This is a genomic window from Paenarthrobacter sp. NEAU-H11, from assembly GCF_050573415.1.
GTDB lineage: Bacteria > Actinomycetota > Actinomycetes > Actinomycetales > Micrococcaceae > Arthrobacter.
The window spans coordinates 141,808-148,986 of the sequence record NZ_JBNZGA010000011.1 but is presented as its reverse complement, the minus strand read 5'-3'; the positions used below and the strand labels follow the sequence as shown (position 1 = coordinate 148,986).

Here is a 7,179-nt window from a genome sequence, read left to right as displayed (position 1 = left end):
TGTCAGCGATGGTCGAAAAGTGAGCCGTTTCGCGGGCTGAAAAGTGAGCCACTTTGACGCTGGTTATTCTGCCGTATTTTCCGGTCTTGTCGAGGGCAGCGAATTGACCTGAGTGTGTTTGAGGCGGTAGCTGGAGCCTTTGAGGGTGATGACTTCGGCGTGGTGGACGATGCGGTCGATCATGGCCGAAGCGACGACTTGGTCGCCAAAGACGTCTCCCCAGCGGGCGAAGGGCAGGTTCGAGGTCAGGATCAGTGAGGCGTGCTCGTAGCGTGATGAGACGAGCTGGAAGAACAGATTCGCGGCATCCTGTTCGAAGGGGATGTAGCCGACTTCGTCCACGATGATCAGTCCGTAGCGGCGCAGCCTGACCAGTTCCTGAGGCAGCCTGCCGTTCTGGTGGGCTGCCTGGAGCCGGGCGACCCAGTCGATGGCGGTGGCGAACAGGACCCGGTGACCGAGCTGGGTGGCCCGCAGCCCCAGGCCGGTGGCGAGGTGTGTTTTGCCGGTTCCTGGCGGTCCGAGCAGGACGATGTTGGACGCTTCGGTGAGGAACGCGCCGGTGGCCAGGTGCGCGATGGTGTCGCGTTTGAGGCCGGGCTGGTGATCGAAGTTGAAGTCCTCGAGTGATTTCCGGGCCGGGAACCCGGCGGCCCGGGCTCTGATCTCGGCGCCGGAGGCTTCCCTGGCGGCGACTTCCCGGGACAGGACAGCGGCGAGGTATTCCTCGTGGGTCCAGCCTCCTTCACGGGCCTGGTCCGCGAGGCGGGGTGCTACTTCCCGGATCCGGGGTGCTTTCATCGCCCGGGAGTAGTACTCGATCTGGCCGATGGTTTCCTTAGCGTCCGGCATCAGGCGACCTGACCGTCGTCCAGGACAACACCGAACGCCCGGTCATAATCCGCAAGGTCCCGCAGCGCGGTGGTCTCGCCCACAGGTTGCGGGGTTTGGAAAGCCTTCCGCAGCGCCCGTGCCGCCTCAACATGGTCCGGGTCGGTGATGGTCAGGCCGGCGCCCCAGGACCGGGCGTGGGTGCCGACGCATCGGCCATCCAGGCTGATCGTGACGGATTCGAGGCCGGCGGTGATGTCGACGAACCGGCCGATGGCCTGCGGGTGAACGGAGTAGTCGTTGGATCCCATCCGGACGTAGTAGTCCCTCGGCAGCCGAACCCTTGAAGTGAAACCGATGACCGGTGGAACCGGCGGCAGCGCCAGCATGGCCGCTTTGTCCGCAGCGAGCAGGTCCGACGGGCGGGCGCCGGTCCGTCTGACCAGCCGGGCGTTGGCCTTCGGCAGCCACTGCCCGAGCTGGGTGTTGAAGTCCTCCGGAGAGGTGAAAACCCGGCCCGGCAGGAAGGAAGTCTCCAGGAACTGGTTGGCCCGCTCCACCACGCCCTTGCTCTCCGGGTCGTAGGGTTTAACCTGCACGATCCTGGTCGCGAGGACCCCGGCGAACGCCGCGACTCCGGCGGCGTAGCTGTTCCGCCGGCCGATGCCGGTTTCGTTGTCCCAGATCAGCCGCCGCGGAACCGCGCCCAGGGATCCGAGCAGTTCCCACATTCCGGCCAGCAGGTCCCCGGTCATCCGGGACGGGATCATCCGGGCCATGATGAACCGAGAATGCGAGGACACCATCACCAGCACAGGCAACACCCTGGCTTTGCCCGCGCCGACGGGTATCCGCACCTCGGGAAACCACAGATCGCACTGCGCCTGATCCCCGGGATCGTAAGAGATCCGGTCCGCAGGATCAGCCGGGGCATACTCGGGCCGGATCCTGGCAACGTTCTCCCGGAACCACGCCGGCGACCCAGACCAGCCCACCCGCTCAGCCAACACAGTCGCCGGCATCCGCGGGTTCTCCAGCAGCAACGCACGAATAGCCGGTTCCACAGCCTTGATACCAGAGTCCTGCGGCGCCCGAACGTACGCTGGCGGACCCTCCGAGCTGACTGCCTTCGCGACCGTGTTCCTGGAGACCCCCAACCGCGCCGCTATCGACCTCATCGATTCACCCTCGGCCAGATGCAACCGCCGAATAAGCGCCCAATCCTCCACTGTGATCACCCACCCAATCGTTTGGAACGGGTGGCTCAGTTTTCAACCGTCACAATGGCTCACTTTTCGACCATCACCGACAGTGACCCAAGAAACTGCAGAGTCTTACTCGCGGGGATATGTGGTCCTGGGGAATGTACCGAGCTCTAGCGTGGGGAGTAGCGGTGAGGTAACTCCTTACGGGAGTTTAACGAGCGAGTATGGATGCGATGACCACGAGGGACGCCTCCCCGCAATTCCACGTCTGCATGCGGGGAGCAGCGGCATTGCGGATAGCGTGCTGTCAGGTGTGAAGCTGACGTGTCAGTCCGAACGGAACGTCAGGGTGAGCGCGCACTACGTATTGGCCTACGCCTATACGAGTGATCATTATGCCGGTGTGGTGTTCATGCGCAGCTTTCGAGATGATGTCCACAGCCTTAGCTAGGGCTTGGTCCAGTTCTGCGGCCCTTTCCACCTGTACCTCTATCATCCCCGGAAAACGGACGCGATCAGCAGCTGAAGGATGGCTACTAGGCATGGTGTTGACTTTCTTGTCGTTATGTCATTTGGCCGGTGCCCCATCGTTACATCGGTGGGGCTGTGGGTGTACGGGCGGGGGCGCGGAAGCGCCGCCCCGCTTCGGCACTCGAGTGAGGGCGAGGGGACGTGACATCGCTAAGAGGCAGATGGACTGGCATTTCTGTTGGTGGTAAACGCCCGAGGCCGGGCCGCTCCGAGGAAAAGCACCTTCTCCTTAGAGCGGCCGGCTGCGACCTTTCTGCTAGAGAGTCAGGGCATGTTCCTTTGCCCACGGCGGCTGTACGTCCTGGTCAAGTTCGATCACGGTTGGCTTCGTATCTGTCAGGGTCCACTCCGGGAGGTAGACGCGCTCACCGCCCCGCATCGCCGATTCGTGCGAGAGGATGCCGGAACAGGTGATGTTCGCTGCCTGGACGGCGTTCGGGAACGGCTCCGCGGTGCCGAGGACGGCCTGCAGCAGACGGTCGGCCAAGTGCGGGTGGGAGCCTCCATGGCCTCCGCCCTGAACGAAGGAACGGTGCTCGGTTTCGCCTCCCGCGGTGTAGACGCCGGCTGTCGTGAAGTGCCGGATGGGTTCGGGAAGACGGTCTGCAAAGTCGGGAACGGTGATGCGTTCAGGTGTTTCTCCGAGATACAGCACGTGGGCTGCATCTTCTGTCTGAGCCCATTCGAAGGACCGGATGGATCCGTATACGTCGAAACTTTCGCGGTATTCACGGGCTACGGCCCAGAGGTGCCTTGTTACTTCCGCGCCTGTATCGCTGTCAAGGAATTTGATGTGCGTGGATTCGAGGGCGAAGGGGGAGCCGTACTGTTCCTTCATGCGGTCGAAGACGCTGCCGGAACCGAGGCACTGGACGTATTCGGCCTGGTTTCCGGCCAGCCCAAGGGTGGGTCCGATAGCATGCGTGCCGTTATACATCGGCGGCATGCCATCCCAGTAGGAGGGCCAGCCCGTCATGTCCTGATGGTGTGAGGCGCGAAGGAACTGGACTTTCCCGAGTGCGCCCGTCCGGTAGAGCTCCTGGAGGTACAGGAATTCCCTGCTGTAGAGGGTGGTCTCCATCATCATGTACGTCAGCCCGGTGCGCTGTTGAGCGTCGACTATCCGCTTGCAGTCCTCCACGGAGGTGGCCATCGGGATGGTGCAGCCGACATGCTTGCCGGCTTCCAGTGCTGCGACCACCTGATCGGCGTGCAGTTGCAATGGCGTGTTGATGTGGATGACGTCAATATTGGGGTCGGCCAGCATTTTGTCGTAGTCGGTGTATTTGACCTCGACGCCGTACTGGTCACCGACCTCGTTCAATTTGGATTCGGTGCGCTGGCAGATCGCATACATTTCAGCGTTCGGGTGCTGCTGATAAATAGGAATGAATTCGGCGCCGAATTCCAGGCCGACGATGCCGACCTTAAGGACTTTTTCGGATGACACAGGGTGCCCCTTTCTGATGATACAAGTGGTTATTTTTTGCTCTCGCCCGCGTCAACGGTCATTTCCAAGCCGGTGACCAGGCGTGCTTCGTTGGACAGCAGCCACAGAACGGCAGCGGTGGTGTCCGCTACTTCCAGGTCTTCATTGATCAACTGCCCGGCGCGGAAGCCCGCCAGCAGTTGCTGCCGAGGCACTCCATTCAGTTCCACCATCGCCGTGGTCATCTCCGTATTGATGCCCCCGGGGAGGACGGTGTTGCAGCGGATGCCGTATTCCCCCAACTCCTGCGCCAGTGAAGTGCTCAGGCCCCGTAAGGCCATCTTCGCGGCAACGTAGTGGGCCAGGCGGGGTACGACCTTCAAGCCAACGCCGGAGCTGATCAACACCAGCGACGAACCTGCTCCCCGCTCTATCAGGTGCGGCACCGTTGCTTTGCAGGTATGGAAGACTCCGGTGAGGTTGATGTCTATCATCGTTTGCCAGTTCTCGACGGGTAGCTCCCACGTGCGGTGGAATCCGTCAGTGATGCCGGCATTGGCAATGACATGATCGATCCCGCCCAGCCGGGCTGCAGTGTCTTTCGCCGCCAGGTCAAGCCCGTCGTAGTCACGCACATCTACTTCGAAGGACAAGCAGCGCCGGCCCAGGGCGAGAACGTCCTCCCGGGTCTGCTCCAGATCGGCGCTGGTGGACGTGTTATAGGTTGGATCGTCCACGCGGCCCGCCGAACCTAGATCCACCAAGGCGATATCGGCCCCCTCACGTGCCAGGCGCAGGGCATGGCTTCGGCCCTGTCCGCGCGCCCCGCCCGTGATGAACGCGACCTTGCCTGAAAACCTGGGTGGCACAGATGAAGCGATGGGCCCGCCGACGCGCTCAGGATGCACGAACGAGTCCCATGTCCGCGCCGTTCACACCCATTTTCTTAAGCATGTGCTCGGCGCTGAAGTAGGCCAACGCCTGAATGGTCTGGTTCGGGTTGTACCCGCCGTAGCTGACGAATCCGCCGCCGCCAATGGCATACAACCCCTCGCACTCGTGGACCTCGCCGTAGATGTCGGTGACGGACGTGGCCGGATCCTCGCCCATCCTGTGCACCCCGACGTCGTGGGTTGAGAGGTGGTACGGGGGGCGCGGCGAATCCATCCAGTAATCCTTCGCCCCCATCTCACGCGCGATTTTCTCCTTGTACCGGCCCATCAGAATGACTGAATTCGCGTCATGGTCGTCCCAGTCATGGGTGATGCGCAGTGCCGGCTGCCCCCAGCGGTCCTTGACGGTCGGGTCAAGGTCGGCGTAATGGCGGGCGTAGGGGAAGTTTGTGGTTTGGGAGTACATGCGGTGCATGTGTGTGTAGTTGTCCCGCAGCCAGTGCTTGAGGTCCAGGCCCCACTTGCGGGTCCGCGGATCCATGTTGTGGTAAGCCTCGATAGGCTGAAGGTCCCCTACGACGCTAATGATCGGGGAACCCCAAAGGACTCCAAGGTCGTTGTCCGGGACAAGCTCCGAGGTGAAGTCATCCACCGCGCTCGAGGCGTTAAACGTGCCCAGGAACGGGTTGGTCGGCTCAGGCAGGATGGAAGTGAACCAGCCGAAGTTGTGGGTCATGAAGTGCTGGCCCACTTGGCCGTTGCTGTTGATGTCCGAGAGCAGCAGCAGACGGACGTTCTCAAGGGAGTAGGCCGTCAAGATGACCTTGTCGGCTGTCGCCTCCCGGGACGTGCCAGTGCTGTCAAGGTAGCTCACACCCGTGGCGCGCTTGCCGTCTGCGGTCCGGTTGATCCGCAGGACGCGGCTAAGGGGGCGGAGGTCCAGGTTGCCGGTGGCTTTGGCGGCGGGCACCGACGTGACCTGTGTTGTGGACTTGGCCTTGACGTGGCACGGGTAGCCGTGACAGAAGCCGCAGTTCACGCAAGCGGGCCGCCCCTTGTATTCCTTCGAGTTTATGGCCAGGGGCTGGCGGAAGGGGTGCAGCCCCAGCCGCTCGGTCGCCGCCACGAAAGGCACGTCACCTGGGCCCTGTGTTACTGGCGGCATGGGATAGTCCCGGCTGCGCGGGGGTTCGAACGGATTACCGCCCGGGGGGACCACGCCGCCGGTGTTGCCCAGCCCGGAGATGCCCTGTTCGTATTCCACCCGGTCGTAGTAGGGTTCCAGGTCCGCGTAGCTGATGGGCCAGTCCTCCAGGGTGGAGCCCTCCGGCAGCGCCTGGGCGCCGAAACGTTCAGCGATGGCGCTCTTCATCCGGAAGTCTGCTTCCCTGAACCTGTAGGCGGCGGCCCCCCAGTGGAGGGTGCCGCCACCGGTTCCAATGGAGGGCAGGCCGTACAGGGGCTCGTCGTTGCCCAGGGCGCCGGCGGACCAGGGCAGGACGCGCGCGGTCTCGCCGTCGGAGGCGCGCCAGGTCACCGGGTCCACGTTCACTCCGGCGACGATGGCTCCCCGCTGGTAGTACCGGATTTCGTCCTGCTTGATGGCGAAATCTTCCTCGGTGTAGTCCTGGCCCTTGTCCAGTCCCAGAACCTTCAGGCCGGCTTTGGTCAGTTGTTCGGCCAGGATTCCACCAGTGGACCCCATGCCGACGATGATGGCGTCGAAGTTCTCGCTCATTGTGCTCCTCCAATACGGGAGTAAAGATCCTTGATGGTCAGCATCGGAATGGTCCGGGTGTTGAAGTCCGGCGCCATCTGCTCAGCCGTGTACCCCCACTGGGCGCCAGGGAAACCCACCAGCTCCCAGCCGACCAGCCCGCGATTGCCGCCGTAGGCCGGGTCCCCGAAGAAGCCCTGCACCGTGTGTTCCCGGACGATGCGGAAGAACTGGCCGGCGAAGTCCGAAGGATCCCTTTCGCTCAGCTCAGCCAACTGGCGGACCACCTCTTCCTGCTGCCCGTCGGACAGTTCGTGGAACCGTCCTTCGGTAATGCCCGCGGTGAAATCCGCCAATGCGATCAGTCCGCTGCGATAGACGGGCTGCAGCTCCCGAAGGAACCCACCAAGAGCTTTGTCAATGTATTCCGTTACTCCTGCTTCCCTGGCACCGGGCGAACCGGGTTCCGACGGGATGATGTGAGCCGCAAGGGAATCAATCACGGCCGCCTCCTCAGGGTTGAGGAACGTCAACGGAAAGTCGAGCACAAACTTCGACGCCATCTACGCAGTC

6 protein-coding genes are annotated in these 7,179 nt (G+C 62.8%); all 6 read right to left on the bottom strand.

Annotated features, from left to right (window positions below; all coding sequences use genetic code 11):
• Positions 1 to 63: 63 nt before the first annotated feature.
• Entirely contained in the window at positions 64 to 852 is a 789-nt protein-coding gene (istB, locus tag ACQ3DC_RS14950; RefSeq protein ID WP_430751449.1) for an IS21-like element helper ATPase IstB, read from the bottom strand.
• On the bottom strand, positions 852 to 2,069 hold the full coding sequence (gene istA / locus ACQ3DC_RS14945; RefSeq protein ID WP_430751448.1) for an IS21 family transposase: 1,218 nt from the start codon (positions 2,067 to 2,069) through the stop codon (positions 852 to 854). Before istA ends, istB begins: the two co-directional genes overlap by 1 nt.
• Before the next feature lie 754 nt (positions 2,070 to 2,823).
• The gene (locus ACQ3DC_RS14940; RefSeq protein WP_430752606.1) at positions 2,824 to 4,017 is read right to left on the bottom strand and encodes a Gfo/Idh/MocA family protein; all 1,194 of its coding nucleotides are present in this window, start codon (positions 4,015 to 4,017) and stop codon (positions 2,824 to 2,826) included.
• Positions 4,018 to 4,046: 29 nt separating this feature from the next.
• Complete coding sequence (locus tag ACQ3DC_RS14935; protein ID WP_430752605.1) at positions 4,047 to 4,865, bottom strand: mycofactocin-coupled SDR family oxidoreductase; 819 nt, start codon at positions 4,863 to 4,865, stop codon at positions 4,047 to 4,049.
• Positions 4,866 to 4,893: 28 nt separating this feature from the next.
• Positions 4,894 to 6,627, bottom strand: coding sequence for a GMC family oxidoreductase (locus ACQ3DC_RS14930; protein WP_430752604.1), 1,734 nt, complete (start codon positions 6,625 to 6,627; stop codon positions 4,894 to 4,896).
• Positions 6,624 to 7,169 carry a gluconate 2-dehydrogenase subunit 3 family protein gene (locus ACQ3DC_RS14925; RefSeq protein WP_430752603.1) on the bottom strand — a complete coding sequence of 182 codons (546 nt, stop codon included), beginning with the start codon at positions 7,167 to 7,169 and terminating at the stop codon, positions 6,624 to 6,626. Before ACQ3DC_RS14925 ends, ACQ3DC_RS14930 begins: the two co-directional genes overlap by 4 nt.
• Positions 7,170 to 7,179 lie beyond the last annotated feature (10 nt).

Excerpts from the sequence above, each read along its gene's own strand:
- istB (WP_430751449.1), bottom strand. The coding sequence starts at position 852 with ATGCCGGACGCTAAGGAAACCATCGGCCAGATCGAGTACTACTCCCGG.
- ACQ3DC_RS14925 (WP_430752603.1), bottom strand. The coding sequence starts at position 7,169 with ATGGCGTCGAAGTTTGTGCTCGACTTTCCGTTGACGTTCCTCAACCCT.
- ACQ3DC_RS14930 (WP_430752604.1), bottom strand. The coding sequence starts at position 6,627 with ATGAGCGAGAACTTCGACGCCATCATCGTCGGCATGGGGTCCACTGGT.